This window comes from Gramella sp. MT6, from assembly GCF_019357415.1.
GTDB lineage: Bacteria > Bacteroidota > Bacteroidia > Flavobacteriales > Flavobacteriaceae > Christiangramia.
The window spans coordinates 2,624,266-2,643,409 of record NZ_CP048410.1 but is presented as its reverse complement, the minus strand read 5'-3'; the positions used below and the strand labels follow the sequence as shown (position 1 = coordinate 2,643,409).

19 protein-coding genes and 3 pseudogenes are annotated in these 19,144 nt (G+C 34.5%); 12 read left to right on the top strand and 10 right to left on the bottom strand.

Going from position 1 to position 19,144, the window contains the following annotated elements; genetic code table 11:
* Positions 1-7: 7 nt before the first annotated feature.
* Both G3I01_RS11835 and G3I01_RS11830 read right to left on the bottom strand, forming a co-directional pair.
* Complete coding sequence (locus tag G3I01_RS11835) at positions 8-1,099, bottom strand: efflux RND transporter periplasmic adaptor subunit (RefSeq protein WP_257710578.1); 1,092 nt, start codon at positions 1,097-1,099, stop codon at positions 8-10.
* Positions 1,089-1,679: a TetR/AcrR family transcriptional regulator gene (locus tag G3I01_RS11830; protein ID WP_219548131.1), complete on the bottom strand. Its 591-nt coding sequence runs from the start codon at positions 1,677-1,679 to the stop codon at positions 1,089-1,091. The genes G3I01_RS11835 and G3I01_RS11830 overlap by 11 nt, the downstream gene beginning before the upstream one ends.
* 186 nt (positions 1,680-1,865) lie before the next feature.
* Between G3I01_RS11830 and G3I01_RS11825 the strand changes: the two genes are divergently transcribed.
* The 5 genes from G3I01_RS11825 to G3I01_RS11805 all read left to right on the top strand — a co-directional run bounded on the left by G3I01_RS11825 (position 1,866) and on the right by G3I01_RS11805 (position 6,128).
* Positions 1,866-2,429, top strand: a complete 564-nt coding sequence (locus tag G3I01_RS11825; protein ID WP_219548129.1) for a TetR/AcrR family transcriptional regulator — start codon at positions 1,866-1,868, stop codon at positions 2,427-2,429.
* 332 nt (positions 2,430-2,761) lie between these two features.
* Positions 2,762-3,253 (top strand): glutathione peroxidase, encoded by a 492-nt coding sequence (locus G3I01_RS11820; protein WP_219548127.1) that lies wholly within the window; start codon positions 2,762-2,764, stop codon positions 3,251-3,253.
* A 240-nt stretch (positions 3,254-3,493) separates the two neighbouring features.
* Complete coding sequence (locus G3I01_RS11815; protein WP_257710576.1) at positions 3,494-4,528, top strand: aldo/keto reductase; 1,035 nt, start codon at positions 3,494-3,496, stop codon at positions 4,526-4,528.
* A 131-nt stretch (positions 4,529-4,659) separates the two neighbouring features.
* Entirely contained in the window at positions 4,660-5,079 is a 420-nt protein-coding gene (locus G3I01_RS11810; protein WP_219548125.1) for a PaaI family thioesterase, read from the top strand.
* A gap of 239 nt (positions 5,080-5,318) precedes the next feature.
* Positions 5,319-6,128: a class III extradiol ring-cleavage dioxygenase gene (locus G3I01_RS11805; RefSeq protein WP_219548123.1), complete on the top strand. Its 810-nt coding sequence runs from the start codon at positions 5,319-5,321 to the stop codon at positions 6,126-6,128.
* A gap of 89 nt (positions 6,129-6,217) precedes the next feature.
* Here G3I01_RS11805 and G3I01_RS17125 read toward each other — a convergent pair.
* The 5 genes and pseudogenes from G3I01_RS17125 to G3I01_RS11780 form a co-directional block, all read right to left on the bottom strand.
* Positions 6,218-6,518, bottom strand: a pseudogene (locus G3I01_RS17125) (IS1595 family transposase); the annotation flags it as partial.
* Positions 6,519-6,784: 266 nt separating this feature from the next.
* Positions 6,785-6,952 (bottom strand): annotated as a pseudogene (locus G3I01_RS17215) (IS1634 family transposase); the annotation flags it as partial.
* A gap of 85 nt (positions 6,953-7,037) precedes the next feature.
* On the bottom strand, positions 7,038-7,193 hold the full coding sequence (locus G3I01_RS11790; protein ID WP_219548110.1) for a hypothetical protein: 156 nt from the start codon (positions 7,191-7,193) through the stop codon (positions 7,038-7,040).
* A gap of 259 nt (positions 7,194-7,452) precedes the next feature.
* Positions 7,453-7,640 (bottom strand): annotated as a pseudogene (locus G3I01_RS11785) (hypothetical protein); the annotation flags it as partial.
* Positions 7,641-8,003: 363 nt separating this feature from the next.
* Positions 8,004-8,495 carry a transcriptional regulator gene (locus tag G3I01_RS11780; RefSeq protein WP_219548108.1) on the bottom strand — a complete coding sequence of 164 codons (492 nt, stop codon included), beginning with the start codon at positions 8,493-8,495 and terminating at the stop codon, positions 8,004-8,006.
* Positions 8,496-9,360: 865 nt separating this feature from the next.
* Between G3I01_RS11780 and G3I01_RS11775 the strand changes: the two genes are divergently transcribed.
* Together G3I01_RS11775 and G3I01_RS11770 are read left to right on the top strand one after the other, a co-directional pair.
* Positions 9,361-10,185 (top strand): alpha/beta hydrolase-fold protein, encoded by an 825-nt coding sequence (locus tag G3I01_RS11775; protein ID WP_257710574.1) that lies wholly within the window; start codon positions 9,361-9,363, stop codon positions 10,183-10,185.
* 317 nt (positions 10,186-10,502) lie between these two features.
* Complete coding sequence (locus tag G3I01_RS11770) at positions 10,503-11,024, top strand: hypothetical protein (protein ID WP_219548104.1); 522 nt, start codon at positions 10,503-10,505, stop codon at positions 11,022-11,024.
* A 77-nt stretch (positions 11,025-11,101) separates the two neighbouring features.
* Here the strand turns inward: G3I01_RS11770 and G3I01_RS11765 are convergent, their stop codons facing one another.
* Entirely contained in the window at positions 11,102-11,443 is a 342-nt protein-coding gene (locus tag G3I01_RS11765) for a MotA/TolQ/ExbB proton channel family protein (RefSeq protein WP_219548102.1), read from the bottom strand.
* 391 nt (positions 11,444-11,834) lie between these two features.
* Here G3I01_RS11765 and G3I01_RS11760 point away from each other — a divergent pair, with 391 nt between their 5' ends.
* The 4 genes from G3I01_RS11760 (at position 11,835) to G3I01_RS11745 (ending at position 16,943) form a co-directional block, all read left to right on the top strand.
* A complete protein-coding gene (locus G3I01_RS11760; protein WP_219548100.1) occupies positions 11,835-12,356 on the top strand; it encodes a LytTR family DNA-binding domain-containing protein in 522 nt (173 codons plus the stop codon).
* Between the two features lie 162 nt (positions 12,357-12,518).
* Positions 12,519-13,958, top strand: coding sequence for a hypothetical protein (locus tag G3I01_RS11755; protein WP_219548098.1), 1,440 nt, complete (start codon positions 12,519-12,521; stop codon positions 13,956-13,958).
* A gap of 310 nt (positions 13,959-14,268) precedes the next feature.
* On the top strand, positions 14,269-16,212 hold the full coding sequence (locus tag G3I01_RS11750) for a helix-turn-helix domain-containing protein (protein ID WP_219548096.1): 1,944 nt from the start codon (positions 14,269-14,271) through the stop codon (positions 16,210-16,212).
* Between the two features lie 194 nt (positions 16,213-16,406).
* The gene (locus tag G3I01_RS11745; RefSeq protein WP_219548094.1) at positions 16,407-16,943 is read left to right on the top strand and encodes a hypothetical protein; all 537 of its coding nucleotides are present in this window, start codon (positions 16,407-16,409) and stop codon (positions 16,941-16,943) included.
* Positions 16,944-17,147: 204 nt separating this feature from the next.
* Here G3I01_RS11745 and G3I01_RS11740 read toward each other — a convergent pair whose 3' ends face one another.
* The gene (locus G3I01_RS11740) at positions 17,148-17,648 is read right to left on the bottom strand and encodes a nicotinate-nucleotide adenylyltransferase (protein WP_219548092.1); all 501 of its coding nucleotides are present in this window, start codon (positions 17,646-17,648) and stop codon (positions 17,148-17,150) included.
* A 249-nt stretch (positions 17,649-17,897) separates the two neighbouring features.
* Here G3I01_RS11740 and G3I01_RS11735 point away from each other — a divergent pair, with 249 nt between their 5' ends.
* Positions 17,898-18,080, top strand: a complete 183-nt coding sequence (locus G3I01_RS11735) for a Lacal_2735 family protein (protein WP_219548088.1) — start codon at positions 17,898-17,900, stop codon at positions 18,078-18,080.
* A gap of 352 nt (positions 18,081-18,432) precedes the next feature.
* On the opposite strand, the gene G3I01_RS11730 is transcribed toward G3I01_RS11735, so the two are convergent.
* A complete protein-coding gene (locus G3I01_RS11730; RefSeq protein WP_219548086.1) occupies positions 18,433-18,906 on the bottom strand; it encodes a hypothetical protein in 474 nt (157 codons plus the stop codon).
* Positions 18,907-19,144: the final 238 nt, after the last annotated feature.

Sequence of the window (19,144 nt, the reverse complement as noted above, 5' to 3'; positions counted from 1 at the left end):
GGGCTTATTATTTATTAACAATATTTACCGGTGTATTTTCGGTGAGTTTGTGATAACCAGAGGTTATAAGCTGTTCGCCATTTTTTAAACCTTCTGTAATGGCTATACCCTCGTCAGTTAATTTTCCGGTCTTTACAATACGCCTTTTGGCTTTATTTTGATTATTGACTACATATACGAAGTTTTCATTTCCATCGGTTACAGATACGGTTTCTACCGGTACTATTATGGTGGCAGAGCTCTCTTCTTTAGCTTCTAACTTTTCTAAAATAGAAACGGTGCAAGTCATCCCAGGTTTAATTTTTCCGGTAGGATTATTAATACCTATTTGTGCTGTATATGTGGGGTTAGAACTATCTGTCTGTACAGATATTTCCGTAATTTCACCCTCATATTCTTTATTTAACGCATCTACTTTTACTACGGCTTTGTCCCCTTTTTCATACTGGTTAATCTCGTCATCAGGAATAGGGATAATTGCTTTAAGCATATCAATATTAAAAAAATAGACAACAGGTTGGCCGGGTGAGGCCAAGTCTCCTGCTTCCATCATTTTTTCCCCAACATAACCACTAAAAGGAGCCCTGATGCTGGTGTGTTTTACATTTTGATAGCTTGCTTCTGCAGCAGCTTGTGCTTGTTGGTAATTAGAGCGGGCCTCTACCATTCTAACTTCTGCAATACTTCCTTTTTCATACACTTCTTTTACCCGGGCATAATTATCCTCAGCCAGATCTGCCTGTGCTTTTTGGGTTTCATATTGCTTTTGATAAGTTGTAGCATCTATACTAGCGATGAGATCATTTTGTTTAACATATTCGCCCATCTTAACCGGGAATTGCTCGATAGTTCCAGATACCTGAAAACTAAGCTTCACATTTTTATCTGCAGCTATCCTTCCTGTAGCAGATAAGACATTACTATTATTTTTGAATGACTGCTCTCCAACAAGGATTGTTTTTACGTCGATAGGTTGAATTTCTTGTGTTTTTTCATCTTTTTTACAAGCTTGAAATATTATAAAAGTGATGCAGAGCAAAAGAATGGGATAAAATTGACGCATACGTTTAGCTAATAGTGAGTTTAATTTATTGATCATATTTTAGACCTTTTATAAGCAGGCTAACCAGCCACTGTAATCTAATATCCATATTGTCCACGGTACCATATAGGAGCATTTCTTTTTCTAAACTATTGAGGGCAGTACCCATGGCCATTGCCAAAAATTTAATATCATCATCGCTTATAGATGCGATTTCATCATTCTCCAAAGCCCAAGTAAGAATGTTTGTGAAGATTTCATTTTCTAAATGCCTTATTTTAAAATATATTAAGTTATTGAGGTGGGGATTCTGTTTTATATCTTCAACTAAAAATCTATATCCTTCTATTTTTTTGAATAGGCTATTGAGTTTACCGGCGACATATCCTGTTAAATTTTCCTCAATGCTGCGAGAGGGAGCAATTTTTGTTTTAGCAGGCTGTATAATAGTTAAATATTCAAGTAAGGCAACTTCCTCAAAGACTTCTTCTTTATTTTTAAAATAATAATAAATAGTACTTCTTCCTTTGTTAGATGCATTTGCAATATCACTCATCGTAATTTGGCTGAAACCACGCTCTTTAAATACATTTTTTGATGAATTTATAATATGTGCCTTTATTAAGTCGTTGTTCATTTGACAAAATTTATAAAATTGTCTAATTTTAGACAAATATAAATATATTGTCGAATCAATGGATTTTGATCGGAGAATATCTTTAACTTTATTATGCCTTGAAGTTGGTAATTCCTGAATTATTTGAAACAATTAACTATAATAGGTTTTTAAAAAGCCTGCGATGAATACTATAAATTAAATAAAATGACCCGATTGGAGGAGATATTGGAGGTTGCATGTAAACTCTATTACCAGCAAGGTATAAAATCAGTCTCTATGGATGATATCGCGGAGAGTCTAGCTATCTCAAAAAAAACTTTGTATAACACAGTAAGTAATAAAAATGAGTTACTTATCCTGGTCACAAAAAATTTATCGGCTATATTCATAAAATCGTTGCATGATATTAATGAAAGAAATAATATTACGCAAAAAGAAAAATTAAAACACATAGCTAAATTTATTCTGACATTTACCTGTGAAAACTTTCTTTTTATTCAACAACTTAAAAATACCCATAGGAGGTTGTGGGTAGAATTAGAGTATGACCAACATACTGCCATTTTGAAAATTATGGGTCCTATTTTTCAAGAATTACGAAAGGAGAAACTACTGAAAAGATCAGTGAACAAAGATTTGCTAAATTTTATTTTTCTAGGCATGTGTAAGGTTAAAAAGGATCATTTAAACTCAATGGAAAATTCACAAAAACGTATAGAGATTTCAGAACTATTAATTGACGGATTATTTGTTAACTTAGAAAATTAAATACTTACCTCTATAATTATTATTCAAATAAAATCCTGGGAAATCGTTTTTGTATGTCCAAAGAAGTACCTATTGAGTTCTAAATAAAATTGTACCCAAACAAATCAAGCTTGCCCATTAGATTGTTCAGGACAATGAAACTAAGAATACTTTCGGCTCCATACGCTTTTATTTAATATTGTGATTGTATATAGTGGGGCAGTAATCAAGAATTTATTGTCAAGACGGAAACTACGGTTAGATATAACAAGTAATTTAAAAGTTCAGTAGATGGGAGAAACAGGGAAGATAGCTTTTTGCTAAAAAAATTTATTGTAATAATTAATAATGCTATGGAATCAGAATTTTATCAGTTACAAGTTAAAAAGCCCACTGGAGAAATTATTGAAATGAAAGATTTCGAAGGTAAAACAATATTGGTTGTTAATACGGCTACAAAATGTGGCCTTGCCCCACAATTTGACGGTTTAGAAGCACTACACCAAAAGTACAAAGACAAAGGGTTGGTTGTTTTAGGATTTCCCAGCGCGCAATTTCTGAACCAGGAGCCTGAAACAAACGATACTGTCGAGGAAGCTTGCAAAATTAATTACGGTGTTACCTTTCAACTTACCGAAAAAATTGATGTAAACGGTAAAAACACCCATCCGGTCTTCGCTTATCTCAAGAAAAAAAAAGGAGGTTTTCTCGGAAACGGTATCAAATGGAATTTTACCAAATTTTTAATCGATAAAAACGGTAACCCGGTAAAACGGTTTGCCCCAACTGATAAACCTGAAAAAATAGAAAAGGATATTTTGAAACTTATTGAGTATCAGAATTAGCATATAGTATGCAGATCAAATAAAAAAACAGGAAAAATCAAATTGAGCATACTCGATCAATCGGTTATTAAGCCTGGCGATGATCAGTGAAAGAACAGCTCATTAAATTATCAAAGCATTTTGGAAACCTATGAAATTATAATTTCCTCAATATGTGTTGATTATGAGGCGTACAGAAAAATATTTGAGTTAAAGGCTTTACATTAATATATTTAATAATTAACACTTAAAAACAAAATTATGAAGTACAGACAATTAGGAAAATCTGGTTTAATGGTATCCGAACTTTGCTTAGGAGCTATGAGTTTTGGCGGCGAGGGCTACTGGAAAGTAGTCGGTAATTTAGATTATTCAGGCAGCAAAAAAATAGTAGATATGGCTCTTGATGCCGGTGTAAACTTTTTTGACACGGCCGATGTATATTCCCACGGTCAATCTGAAGAAATTCTGGGTAAAGCGCTAAAAGAGAAACGCAACGAAGTAGTGCTTGCCACTAAGGTAAGGGGGCGGATGAGCAAGGACATTAATGATGTGGGCTTGTCCCGTAAACACATTATTGAGAGCTGTAATAATAGCCTAAAGAGATTAGGCACCGACTATATTGACCTTTATGTGATGCACAGTTTCGATCCTATTACCCCCCTTGAAGAAACTTTGGGCGCTCTATCAGATTTGGTGCATCAGGGAAAAGTGAGGTACATTGGCGCCAGTAATTTCACAGCATGGCAGTTAATGAAAGCTTTGGCTATATCTAAAGAAAATCACTTTGAAAAATTTGTGTCACTTCAAGCCATCTATTCATTGATTTCCAGAGATGTGGAATATGAATTGACTCCGCTGCTCGAAGATCAAGGTTTGGGATTGACCCCATGGTCGCCGCTGGGAGGTGGTTTCCTAACAGGAAAATATAGGAAAGACAAACCCATGCCCGAAGATTCCAGAAGAACTAAAGAAGAAGAACAAAATTTTATCCCGATAGATGTGGAAAAAGGTTATGTTATTGTAGATGCCCTGGAAGAAATTGCTAACAATCACAACGCGAGTATTGCGCAGGCAGCATTAAATTACCTGCTCAGAAAACCAGTGGTTTCTTCTGTCCTGGTAGGTGCCACCAAACCCCACCAACTGGAAGATAACCTTAAAGCAACCGAATGGGAAATGAGTGCCGAGGAAGTAAGCCGCCTGGATGAATTAAGTAAATTAGACCCAATTTATCCACATTGGATGTTGCAATTCACTTACATGGACAGAACCAACACCGACAATTTCTTGTAATTGTAATTGTTTGACCAACAGAATCCCCCCGAGACTTTGCCTCGGGGGATTCATTAATTTGAGATAAATCACACGTAAAAATGAATAACATGAAAATTCCTGATGAATTTCAAAATTTAAAACCTTATGATATGAGTTTGTACACATATTCATTTGTTTCAGGGAAGCAACAGGATTACATAGATGTACAATATTATCATGATGAAAGCTTGTTGAAATTCTACGTCAGGGTTTTATTTCACGTTGAAACCCAGGGAGCCCCTGGAATTGTTCACGGTGGTGCCATTGCATCTGTAATGGATGAAGCCATGGGAGGGGTAGCCTTTTTAAATCATATGCCTGCTGTTACCGGGAACTTGACGCTAAATTATCACAGGCCATTACCGGTTGAAACCACCATGTATATGACTGCCACAATCGAAAAAACTGAAGGTAAAAAAGTCTATATCGCGGGAAAAATGTTTGATGGAGATGGGGTGCTTTTTGCCGAATCAGAAGGAATTTTTGTCAAAGTACCCCATGAAAGAATTGGTTTTACAAATAGCAAATAAAATTTTTGTCAATGAAGAAAATAATTATTCGTTATCGGCTACTGTAGAAGAGGCACTGTACCATTTAAGTGTTGTATGAACAATGAAATTATCTGGTTTACTTTCGCTGTGCACCGATTTTGAATACTTCAGCGTTTGTAAACCTGCTGCAATGCACTAAAACAATTTAAACACGAGGCTCGACCAACTAATAAGTGGGGAAACTGCATTTAAAGCGATAAGAAAAAAAAAGATACAGAATGGGAAAGTTACCCGTATATTTTATACCTCATGGTGGTGGTCCGTGGCATGTAACTAAAAATGCCATGGACGACCCTATTGGATATGGTCGGTTAAGGAAATACCTTAAAAATTTTGGTGAGCAATACAGCCAAAAGATAAAAGCTATTCTTGTTGTTTCAGGACATTGGGAAGAGGATTTGCCGACGCTGCAATTCGGTTCAAATCCACATTTGCTATATGATTATTATGGCTTTCCTGAATCTACATATCATTTAAAATGGCCAGCTCCCGGTAATCCCGAATTGGCTGAACAGACTGAAAATCTGTTAAAAGAAAGCGGTTTTAAAACAAAAAGAGACTATGAAAGAGGCTTTGACCATGGAATATTTGTGCCTTTAATGATTGCTTTCCCAAAAGCCAATATTCCGGTGGTTCAGCTTTCCCTGGTCAATTCCCTTGACCCTGAAACGCATATAAACCTTGGCGAAGTGCTTGAACCTTTACGAAATGAAGGTGTGTTGATTATAGGTTCAGGAATGAGCTACCATAATATGCAAGGGTTTATATCGGGTAGTTCTTCAGCTACAGGTGTTTCAATGCAATTCGATGATTGGCTCACCCAGACAGTTGAGATAAATGATGCTAAAAAGCGAAATGAAATGCTCATTAACTGGAAGAATGCACCGAAAGCAAGAGAAAGCCATCCAAGAAGTGAACATCTGGCACCACTGTTTGTAGTTGCCGGTGCTGCTGGCATTGATAAGGGCTCTCATGATTATTCGGGATTACTCATGGGTGTTAGAGTTTCAGGATATAAGTTTGGATAATTGATAAGAATTAAATTTTATAGAGGCCAGTAGTTACTTATAATTTGTTTCTGATACGCCTTTCTATCGGCCTTGATCATTTTTTTCTATCAGGATTCCTTGCTTTGGAAAGAATCGCTCCTAAAGCAGAACTTGTTGAAATACCTGTAGATATCAAGGTTGTTCAACGATGAGTCCATGACTTTATCTGGGGTATCATGGTATGCAGGGCCCTAAAGTTGGTTCCATTCTTAATTTCTATCTAATCGATATCATAGGCCTTTGCAATGGATCTGTCTCCTTTCCATTTATCAGTGGTGACCTTTGCCTCCCTACTGATGTTGTTGACAAAGATTGTAGCGACTTTACCGAGAAATGCTCTATGCGCCTGGCTTACATGCGCCTGACCTTCTAGGGTAAGTTGTACGGCTTTGACCGCTTTCTCCTATCTTCAGCGTTGCAATACCCTAGAAATTTTTCTCGATGATTTGATATAATTCAGCCTGCTGATCATCCATTTTCAGGAACTTTGATTTAGTTTGTTTAGAATCAGGAAGGGTATAAGTTATTTGATAAATATTATGTGTGAGTTCTGCTGCTTTTCTTAGTGATATAGTAGATTTTTCGGCATGGAGCTGCCTTTCCAATTCCTTGTAAATACTATAAGCCGTAAATGAGATGCAGATATGGGCTTCGATCCGGTGACGCAATCTGTGGTAAATGGGCCGTATTCGTAAATCGGTCTTTGACATTCTGAAGGCTTTTTCAATATGCCATAAGTTTTTATAATTTTCGACTACGAGTTGACCTGATAGTTCTGTATTGGTTGCGTAGCCTTTCAATCCATCCCAGGCGTTGTCTTTCCAGAATTTTTCATAATCAATTTCAATGGTCACATCTCCCTGCATTTTTAGATATTTATTGTAACCCTTATTGTTGATGTTGGATTGTGGTGAGCTTTCCAGATTTTATCCGCTTTTCCAGGCGCTGCAATCCTCTTTCTCGGTTGTGCTCATCTTTTGCCGCTCGATTGTTCGAATAGGTAAAAATCAGACGGGTTTTTTCAGCCTTTGGTATTTTGATCATTTGGCCATCAGTAAGCTTTTTTGCCAGTATCTGTTTCTTTATTTTTTTGGTTCGTTGTGTGCTGTGAGTGAGGGCAACTTAAAAGCATTAAAAAGCACCAGTTTTGTATTTAACAGTTGAGCTAATGATGCTGAATACAGAACAGCATTGTCTGATGTTTTAGAAAAATTTGTCGCAACTAGGATTGAGTACATAGTTTTGGTTAAAAAGGTTTATTAAGTATTTAATATTATCTCCATCCGCCGCGCAGCGCTTCATATTAGTCTACAAGCGAAACTAATTGTTGTAACTTTCTTCAACTTCATTTTTTCTAAACTCGAATTTTTTAGTTTCAGATTCAAAGGTAAACAACGCATTAGATACTTCACTCCCGGCAATCAACAGGGTCTTCTTAAACTCAAGTAAGGCTTGCTGTTGCTGTGCAAGTGCAACTTCTTTTTGAGTCTTGCCTTTACTTGTGCCACATTGATAAGTGCTTTGCTGCTGCAGCACCTTGACTCAACGCCTGTGTCTCTAACTTATATAACACTTCGCATTTTCGTAATTTTTTGCCCTTCGTCCACCAATACTTTTTGAATGTAACCAGATGTTTTAGCTCTAACATCACTGTTTATTATGCCCTCACTGGCTGCCGGGTATTCTGTAAATCCTGTAACTGTTTTAGGTTGCAGTTGTGTTACTGGAAAAGGTACAGGTGGCCTTTGAGAAACTTGTGGGTTTTCTTGTTTATCACTACAACTTACAATGACTAAGCATACACTTAGTGACTAGATGATTATCAGTTTATTGGATTTCATTTTTAATCTGACTTTAAATATTAAACTGGTTCTCTCTTAATTGTTTTATTGACATACTTGCTTCATCTAAAAATTTGATATAGTCATTATGAAAATTTAAATCGAATTTTTCTTCTTCATTTATAATTTTTTGCGTGTTAATCGTCTCTTTATATTTCTTTATTTCTAAATGTAACGCTTTAACTTCTTGCCATTCATTTATCATAGCATCGATGTACTGAACAATCAAATCCTTATTTATAATGAAATATCTTTTGCGATCTCCAGTTTTTGTGATATACACTATTTTTTTTAAATCCTGTAAATGATTGAGGTGTGTAGAAATAGTACTCTTACTTGCGCGAAGGATTGTCACCATATCGTCAAATGTGGTACCTATTTTACCTGTAAGAATGATATAAGCTAAAATACGTGCCGCAAATGGAGCTAACTGTTCTCTATTCTCTAAATGCACACCTAGTTTTTCAACTAAGTCCATTTTTTCTCTGCATATTTTTTCTTTCATTTCGAATTGTTTTTTCTCCTCATTGTCGATAATTATTAACTCACCCACAGTAAAATCCAGGCAAAAATAGTTATGGTTTCGAACAAACCGAACTATTCGAAATTAAATTTTTATTGATTATTGTTTATATATGATTTTACAACGTTTTTAGCTCAGTTTATAAATATGTGGTGTTGTGAAAATCCTTCATAAAATTTCAATAAGAATCCTGAAACTAAAGCTTCAGTTGAGTCTCTCCAGGATTTGCTCCCACAGAACTTGAATTTCCTTACAAGGGATAACCACCCCCATTTTACATTACTTGCAGTTATTATTTCGTTTTCAGGTTTTGTGTGGTTTATTGTTGGTTTTTCCGGCTTTATAGAGTAGGCACCTACTTCGTGCGATTAGTTGTTTTCTAGTATCTCCATTTTCAAAGATTAGTCACTGGAAGGTTTTTGTTTTTTAAGAGGGCTTGTTTGATTTGTTCATTCTCTAGGTCTATGGCATATCTTGTAAGGCTTCTAATGTAAGTTTTGTACCTGGAAGTATTTTAAGTAGTTGTTCTATGATGGGTCCTACTTGGAGCCAATTCGAAGTATAAACTCAATATTAGCTCAATGCCTTATTTTACTAATATTATTTAATGACTGTATTTTATGCAACATTTTAGTAGTTATTTTAAGATGTTAGAAATGGTTTTGTACCTGGATTACACCTCATTTTTAGCTAAGCCCAGCAAAATTAGGAGTTGAAAACTTCTGTATTGGAAAGTAGACAAACAAATCAAAATTAACCCATTACTAAAAATGTCACGACCACCTACCCTACTCCGCAACTTGCAATTATCGAGTCCCATCAAAACATAATGCAAATAATGAAAAACATGACATTTGTAATTTTATATATTTTTCTTTCGGGAGTGCAAACCACAATAGGACAAAATAAAACTGATATTGTACTAGGAAATAAGTTTGTCATTAAATCGAATATTTTAGATGAAGAAAGAACTTGTTTAATCAGTTTGCCAGATTCCTATAATGATTCATTTGAACAGACGAAAAAATATCCAGTTATCATATTATTAGATGGATATACTCATTTCAAAACAGCAGCTGGAATAGTACATTTTATGAGCTCCGATAGGAACCGAAACAATTTAATGCCAGAAAGTATTATTATCGCCATTGAGAATGTTGACCGTGAACGAGATTTTACTGTTACCAAAATCAAGACCAAACGACCAAATACTATGGGAGGTGGAAGAGATTTTTTGAATTTTATTGAGAAAGAATTAATCCCTTATATTGATGAAAATTACAGAACAGAGGCCTCCAGAACCCTCATTGGACATTCTTTAGGAGGTCTGCTTACCCTAAATTCATATATGGATGAAAATAGCGTTTTCAATGCTTACATTTCCATAGACCCAAGTATATGGTGGAGCGAAGAGATGATGAATAATAAAGTTGATTCTATTTCACCATTATCACTGAAGAAAAAACTTTATATAGCTACCGCCAACCAGGGAGAGGCGAATTACGAGAGGAATAAAAAAAGACACGACTATCTCTATTCATCGATCATAAAGAACACAGAAGAACCCTTAAATGTTGAAATAAAATATTTTGAAAAAGAAAACCATCGTTCTGTACCTTTAAAAGCTATGTACGATGGGTTAAGATATATTAATAATAGTCAGCAGCGCTAGGAAAAAATCATTTTTCTGACCAATAGAACCAATAATAAGTTGATTTAAAGATGTCCGGATCAAGTCCCCTTCATTGCTTCTTGTACTGATCTAAACCGACTATAATACTACTTAAACAGAAATTAGATTTGCGAAATAAATACTTTGAATTATCACCAAAACAAAAAAGAAACTTTTATATAAAGTTGATTTCAATTGTTTTATCGATTCTAATACCAGTCTTTCTTATTTCGTTTTATTTTAAATTTTATTTCCTGGCGCCAATAAGTTTCTGGATCGTACTTTCAGTAATAGCTTCATTTTTCGATATGCCATCGATGATAAAAAATGGAAAATTACGGTACGAATCTTCACTTTTAATTTCAGAGAAAGAAAAAGAGAATCAGATTACCATTCATGGAGGTACCCTGTTTGATTATTACTTTGTTTTAAATAAAGATGCTAATGGAAAAAATAGAAGAAATTATATTCTATTTGAATATCTAAACGGGATCCTGAATTTAATGGAATCGAACAAGGATAAACCAAATTTAGAAATTACTGGGACTACCTATGTACTGAATCAGAGAACGGCTAAGAAAATTGGATTTGAAGTTGAAAGAACGAATACAACACAACTTATTATCCTGATTTTAAATTATCCGAACTTAGTTTTCACCAAGTCTTTTGCCAATAAAAGATTGTCCTTTCCCAATATTAAGAACATCAAAACATATAGATCGAATATTGAGAAACTGGAAGAGAATAAACAGAGAATTTCTAAAATTAGAAATGCACTACAAATTTCTATAACCAAGAACGACTCATCGCAAATAAGCGCTGTTGTAGAAAAAAGGTAGTTTTAAAATCAGGAAAATAAAAACTAAGTCAGTTCTCGATATGTAGGGATGTGTCTCTTACCTGGAGCTTACAATATTCACGCTAAATTCCTGAATCTTCTAAAGTATCCATGAAGTATAATTCCCAGAATAAATATCAATGCCCCATAAATACTTGATATCATAGAAACTTCAAATCCTTTCATCATCATGGCTGGAGAAGCTTCCACAGATCCTATTTTCACCGCACTAAAGGCTGAAAACAAACCTATAAGCTGACCAAGTATTCCGAAGATCAATGCAAAAAGACTTAATGATTTTATATAATTATTGATTCTGATTAATTTGTCTGAATGATTGTTTCTTTCCCTGAAAAAAGGAATACTGATAAGAACAGCACTAATGATTATCGCCAATAGAACCAGTGATAGAATGCTCATAAATAATGCCCCACCTTTAAAAAACAGATCAATCATACCTTAAAAACTCTAAATCTGATATTTTTACAATCAAATATAATTAGATTTTGATTTAAGATCTTTAAAATGGTTTTTACATTCATTTCAATTTTTAAATAGGTTGTTCAGGAATCGCTACATACTGCATTCAGTTTTCTGGGGTATAATCCTTCTGTTCCTGACTTTGTTTTTTGGATTCAGTTGGAAAAGCTATAAGCTGGCATTTTATTTTTCAGTATTTCTACTCCCCATCGTAGTAATTACCACTTATATTTTCAATTTCTTCCTCGTTCCCAGGTATCTTCTAAAAGAGAGATACGGGAAATTCATCTTATATTTTATTTACTTAATAATAGCTTCCTTATATCTGGAAATGCTCGTAGCTCTATTTACTTTCGTGATGCTGGCGCAAACCAGCACCAATGTTGTAAGCCTCGAAGGTATTTCTATATTCACCCTTGGAATTATGCTCTACCTGATAGTCTTCGCAACAAGTTTTGTTCGACTCGTGATGCAGTTTCAAAAAAAGGAAACTTTAGTGGAGAAATTACAATCTGATAAAGAGAAAAACGAACAGGAAAAAATTTTGATAAGAGCAGATCGAAAAAATCACCTAATCGATTTTAAGGATCTCTATTATATTGAAAGTTTAAACGATTATGTGAAGATCGTAACTTCTAACGATGAATTGATAACCAGGGAAAAGATTACCAGCCTGAACAAGAATCTTCCAGATCAATTTTTAAGAATTCACCGATCCTTTATAATTAATTTGGAGTATGTAACTTCTTTCACAACTACTTCAGTAGATATTAAAGATCAAACACTTCCTATTAGCAGAACTTATAAAAAAGACTCGGTGGGTAAACTGCAAAAGTCAAAAATTGCTCAGTAGTTTCAAATCGTATCCATTTCCTCTCAAATTTTCAAAAACTGACTTCAGATTCGAGAATATCTAAGGTTTGTAGGTAGAATGCACATTTTGATATGGTTTCTACATTGCCCTGAAGCCCGATAATATCTAACATTGTAGGCACAAATCAATAAAATTTAAAGAATGCAGGTTTTTGAAATTTTACTTCTATTGGCTTCGACCCTATTTCTAATTTTTAATTTCTTTTCCAGGATCGAGATAAACAGATATTGGATAATTGGCGGATTAATAAGTTTTCTTTTTACTCATTTGATATTTGAAGGATTTCGCTGGCAAATGATGCCGGGATACCTTATCTGTCTCTTTGCAATTTTTAGCGCATTTAGACAAACACAAAAACGTTCCAAAAAGGCGCTAAGAGTTTTAAAAGGAATGGGATTCACTTTATTGCTCGCTCTTGCCATTGCCCTACCCTCTATTTTTCCTGTGTTTAAACTTCCTGAATTACAAGGTGAATACCAGGTAGGAACAAGGGATATGTTGTTTAATATAGACCGTGATGAAGTTATAACTGAAGATGCTTCAGATCGCAGAAAATTAATGGCCAAAATCTGGTATCCTTCCAAAGAAACCAACGATCAAAAAGATCTATACATCGATGAAGGCGGGCGTCATGGTTTTGCTCAGAAATATGGCCTTCCGGATGCTGCTTTCAATTATTTAGATAAGATTGAAACAAAAGTATACAGGGAAACTAGGGTTGCCGATGAAGAATTTCCTGTGCTAATATTTTCTCATGGTTATAATTCCAAAGCCAATGGATATTATGCCCTATTGACTGAGATTGCCAGTCACGGTTATATAATTATTGCTTTAAATCACACTTATGAAAGTACCGGTTCTAGCTTCCCCGATGGATCTGAAGTATATTTTGATTATGAATATGCCAGAAAGATTGAATCCGGGACCTGGGAAAAGCTTGCACCTGTTAGAGAGGCTTTTCAGCAAAACATAAAATTCGAAAAACGCCATCCTGTTGTAAAGAAAGGTCTGGAAAGTTATTTTGTAAGAGAAATCGTGGAGCGATGGTCCCAGGATATTTCAGATGTGGTATCAGAATTGGAGGACCTAAACGCTTCAGGCTTTTTAAAAGGTAAATTAGATCTTGACAATATTGGTGTTTTTGGACATTCTCGTGGCGGAGGTGCAGCTGGTAATGCTCTGCTCGTAGACGAGCGCATAAAAGCCGGTGCTAATATCGACGGTGTTCAATGGGGAAGAATTGTGAATACATCTTTCAATGATCCATTCCTATATATTTCTGCCGACTGGCCAGAAGATAAGGAAGATCTTAATTCTCATGCTTACATTAATAAAAGCAAGGATATTTTTTATGAAGCAAGGGTACTAAACACTCTTCATAGTAATTTCATGGACATCCCGTTGATGATTCCTATAAATGCAATTAGTAAGGCTGGTAGTATAGATCCTTATCTGGGGCTTGAGATCACTAATGATCTAGTAGTTGCATTCTTTGACAAACATCTTAAAAATCAAGAGGTAGACTTCACCGAATTAAATTCAGATTACGATATGCTAAAACTTGAAATATTCAAGAATTAAAAATCTTGCGAACAATACCGCTTTATCTTCGATAGGCAATAAAGTTCCGTTTTTAGCACAATTTCTGATAACCTCAGTAGAATTTGGAAATCCGGTTACTTTCACTCCATTAACCATATAGGTACCACTGACTATCGCATTTCATTTTTGAGCTATATAATGATTTAGATCAGCCTCCTTATTTTACCAACAGGAGTTTCACATCGTAACAACCTAATAATGAATATCTTATTTGACCCGAAATTCCGTAACTTGTTATGTCCCATTTCAATGAAAATGAAATAACTAATTCCTTTAAGTAAATCCCAGGATGGGCGGCCAACAATCCATAGATGAAAAGTTTATTCAAAGACTAACGGAGATCCTGGAAGAAAATCTGGAAAAAGAACACTTTGGGGTAAGAGAGTTGGCGGCTGCAATTGGAGTGAGCCGATCCCAGTTGCATAGGAAACTAAAAGCGATTAATGGAAAATCTACCAGCCAGTTTATCAGGGAATTCAGACTGGATAAGGCTATGGATATGCTACAGGATAATGTGGCCACAGCTTCTGAAATTGCCTATAAGGTAGGATTTAGCAGCCCAACATATTTTAATACATGCTTTCACCAATATTTTGGATATCCTCCTGGAGAAGTAAAATTCAGAAATCCCAGGGATAACGATAATATTCAAACATTTCTTAACAACCCCGAACCTACCTCTACAAAAAGCAGAAAACATCAAGTATATGTCATCGTCATTATGGTATTCTTCTTACTTGCCAGCCTGGGTTGGTATAAATACATAGACTCAAAAAAGGAAGATATTAAGACTAGGGAATTGCCTATTGATGAAACAGACAATTCCATTGCTGTTCTGCCTTTTAAAAATATGAGCGGGAGCCAGGAGAATGAAGCCTTTTGTGATGGAATGACCGCTGCAATCATCTCGAGGTTATCAAAAATCAGAAGCATTAATAAGGTTATTTCGCTTACATCAGTGATGAATTATAAAGAAAATGAAAAGACAATAACCGAGATCGCTGATGAACTTGATGTTCGTTATATTCTGGAATCGGGATTTCAGAAGTCAGGAAATTCCATTAAAATGAATCTACAATTGATCGATGGCAAATCAGAGCAAATGTTCTGGTCACAGGAATATAAAGGTACTTACGATTCAATATTTAAAGTGCAGGCTCAGGTCGCCGAAATGGTGGCCAAAAAATTAGATGCCAATGTTACAAAAGAGGAACAGGAGGAAATACAAAAAGCCATGACTCAAAATATGGAAGCCTACGAGAGTTATTTACTAGGTCAGTTTATTATGACTAATAATTCAGCAAAGAACTTTAAGGCCTCAAGAAAATATTTTAAAAAGGCCATTGAATTAGATTCAACATTTGCCGAGGCTTACGAAAGATTAGGTTGGACTTACTCAATCATGGGTACCTGGTTTGGAAATATGAATAAAAGGAAAGCCGATAGTTTAGCCGCACCCTATTATAGGAAAGCATTAGCGCTGGATCCTGATAATCTGACTTTATTGCGTACACGAGCTGAACAGGAATTTTACAATTGGAATTTCAAGGTTGCGGACTCTATGTTAACTAAATATCGAAAAGAGGTTGGTGAAAATTTCTTTTCCGATTTTCTGAATTTAATGCTAGGACGGTATGATAAGGTAATTGAAAGCGAAAATAATCGGCTTAAAGAAAATCCACAAAATAGTGGTCGAAGTTGGCCGGTAGTTTACGCCTATTATTTTAAAGGAGAGATAGATACAACCTTATATATCATGCAAAAGGAATTATTTCGATCTCCTAACTCTGAACCAAACAATGACCATTTCGGTAACATTTATATCGCTTTGAAAGATTATGAAAAGGCAAAGGATGTTCTGGAAACTGCGTTACAAATTTCGAGTAAACGCTATGCCTCTATGGTAATTCACCTCGCTATTGCCTATTATTACCTTGACAATGAAGAGAAATCCATGGAATACCTAAACGAGGTTATTGAAAGGGCCAATAACGGGGAACCTGAAATTAACGTGTTTGTAGCACATTATTATGCGCGTCTTGGAAGTAACGATAAAGCTTTTTACTGGCTGAATAGAGCCTTAAAAAATCACGAAGTAGATTTAATATGGTTAAAGACTGATCCAAATTTATTAATGTTGAAGGATGATCCCAGATACAAGGTTCTTTGTGAAAAGGTTGGATTCCCAGATTGTCAATATTATTTCGAAAGAAAATTCGATCTTAAAAAGTAGCCTATCCCCTATCATTTTAATGAAACAAAATCCCTACTCCTCGCAAATTCAACATAATTTATAGACTTCAAATTATGTGTACAAGCATTTAAATAAAACTTTATAGCAATAACAACATGACTGTTAAGTAGTGCTTCCCACTTTACGCCATCTTTGACCAATCAATAATTATCAACCTAATAAAAAGATGAGTCATGAAAAATCTAGTATTCGGTCTGTTCGTTTTAGGTCTTACCAACCTGGGGTTCTCACAAACCATTAATAACGAGAATAATGAAGTAAAATTAGAAGCAGTTGAAATTTCTGGTTATAACCTAAATTATCTTGAGGAAGTTGAAGAACCAGATGTTTCAGATAATGTAAGTTCTCTGGAAAAGGAAGCGGCGTCTTTTGATGTAAAGAGTTTAGATGAATTTGATGGACGTAAAGAACTTTATACCGTTAAGTTTATTGGTACCAATGGATTCCTTTTAGCAGACTATGACTGGAATGGAAAAATTGTAAAAACTACTGAACGCTACAGGAATATCAGTCTTCCAAAAAATCTAATTAAATCTGTATTGAATGAATACCCACAAAGTCAGTTTTTGAAAGTAGTTTATAACGTGAATTACGATGTTCAGAAAGAGGTGGAAAAAACTTATAGAATAAAAATTATGAATAATGGAAAGAATAGAAATCTAAAAATCAGTTCTGACCATAATTTCAATAACGTTATCACTATGAATTAAGGTTGAGAAATATTTTTCAAAAGGATCCTGCATTTAGCTGGACTCCTTAATCAAAAAACCGGTTATCATCACTTTAAGGTAAATATCGTTTATCGTGATCCAGCTTCAAATCCGGTTTATATCCATACCAAAAAAAACATCTGGAAGATTCGCTTAATAAAGATCTTCCAGATGTCTTTTATGATTAAAGGAAATTCAGCTTATCTAAAGGAAATTTCCTTTTTCATCAAGTTTCACGCGAAGTGTTTTTTCGCCATTTTCCAGTTTAAGTTTGTATTTTTTAAAGGTTCCTCTGGTATCATAGAAGGTTACCGCGTATATATCTTCTGTTATGCTCCATCCAGGAAACTTACCTACAACAGCATTCTTAACAGCTAAAGGAAGATTAACATTTTTAAATCTCTCGGCTGTACGTAGTATTTTTCCATCTCTGTCATAGGCAGCTAAAATCTTGCCTTCTGGAATATAAAAGCTAACGATATACTCATCATAATCATCATGATAAAATTCAGACTCTTTAACATCGAAATTAGCAACTTTTCGTTCAAGCTCCCTAACCGGAATCGAAGCGACCTCTTCAGAATTCACATCGTTCAGGTATTTGTAATTTGTCGCATAGACCGTAACTTCAGATAGCTCCTCGACCTGCGCGAATAACTGTGGAGAAAGTCCTAAGACCAACAATCCAATTAGTAATTTTTTCATAACCTTATTATTTGGTTAATATTTAAAAGAACATCAACTTGTTATTGAAGTTATCTAATTAATAGCTCAATAAATATGACTTAAATCATATTTAATTTAAATAATTCATGTATTGGTTGGATCTCGTAGTTTAATTACCACCTATACTTATGGCCAATTAAGATTAACGAACACAAAAGGATCCCGGAAAAGAAAGATTCTGTTACCCATAATTTAAATAGGTTATCCGTATCTTAATAAAAAAAAGAAATGTTCGGATTATTTAAGAAAAAATCAAAAATTGAAAAGTTGCAGTTAGAATACAAAAAACTGCTGGAAGAATCTCATAGATTATCTACCTCAAATCGCAGCCTTAGCGATGATAAGGCTTATGAGGCAAATGAAATATTAAAGGAAATCGATAAGATCAAAGAGGCTGAAAAAGGTACATGAGAGATCTGATCTTAGCATCTCTTAGAATGTCGTAAAATAGAATATCCTGATTTATTTAGTAACCTCATTGTGATTAAGAAACCTTATTTCTTGTAATGGGTGAAGACATCCATAAGACTTTTATGATATTTTCTAAAAGTTTAGGTAATAGTTGTATGCTGTTGTCAAGATTATTTAGAGTTAACCGTAATAGCAATTTGTTTTCGCTAACTTAGCCTGAAACCTGTTATTATCCCGTAATTTTTTATGATATTCGAATAGAATTCGATGGATATAACGAGTTGTAGCCAATTTTATAATTGAGATCTGAAGATAAAAACCAAAAGAAAAAAAGAAAATTTCAAGTATTCAATTAATTAAATAATAAGCCAAATACTCCACCTAAAATAGCCTCAGAAAAATTAGATGCTCCATTTGGATTAAAAGAGTCACGAACTGGATAACTAACGTCTTCGCTTAATAATAAAGAGGTACTTGGTAAAACACTATGATTTTCCATTACAGAATTACTTCCTAAAAATAATGTAGTAACAAAATTAGTCTTAGATCTAAAAATACTATTTGAACCACTGTAGCTATAACTATCATCAGTATGTAGATAAACGTCGTATAAATTTGTTGTTTCGTTATATAGAACTAGATTTTGAGCTTCCGACTTCATGTTCAAATTCTTTGGTACAAAAGGTTGATCTATTGAATAGCGGCTAGAATTATAAAATTGAGAATTTGAAATATTCCCATTTTGTAAAGTATCGTTCGTCTGACCATAAAAAGAAATACTTAGAAAAAATGACAATATTATAAATATAGATTTACTAAATTTCATATCGGTTTTATTCGTTAATAAAGAGAAAGGTTCTATAAAAATAGAATATATGCGCTTTATAAATTATAAAGTTCTAAGATAATTAATTACTTATGAGAAATTAAAATCATAATTGTGCTATATAAAACTGGCAACAACAACGGTTCATCGCCAATAAGCGGCACCGTTAGTTAGAAAATAATTAACTTGACCAACAAACCAATACTAAGCCGACAAATCCGCGTCCCGCACTCCGCCA